This is a genomic window from Sutterella massiliensis (assembly GCF_016899755.1).
Lineage (GTDB): Bacteria > Pseudomonadota > Gammaproteobacteria > Burkholderiales > Burkholderiaceae_F > Sutterella > Sutterella massiliensis.
In genome coordinates, this window is record NZ_JACJJC010000402.1 from 1 (window position 1) to 280 (window position 280).

At 68.2% G+C, this 280-nt stretch carries 1 protein-coding gene; it reads left to right on the plus strand.

Annotated features, from left to right (window positions below):
- The coding region (locus H6A60_RS13085) for an ArsR/SmtB family transcription factor (protein ID WP_205105297.1) at nt 1-240 on the plus strand (240 nt) is incomplete at its 5' end.
- Between the last annotated feature and the right edge of the window lie 40 nt (nt 241-280).

Consider the following 280-nt stretch of genomic DNA (forward strand, 5'->3'; position numbering starts at 1 on the left):
CTGCTCCAGGGACCGATGCACGTCAACGACCTGATGAAGCGCGTGACGGTGGGCCAGAGCCTGCTGTCGCATCACCTGAAGGTCCTGCGCGACGCCGGCCTCGTGCTGGCGAAGCGCGACGGCAAGGCGGTGCTTTATCGGGTGGCGCCCGCCATGGCGGACCGCACGCCGGGGCAGAGCCTGGACCTGAAGTGCTGCCAGGTGACCTTCGCCCCCGTCACGATCGGCAAGCGCAAGTAAGGATCAGACGCTGGCGGTCGTATCCCGCTGAGCGGCCTGC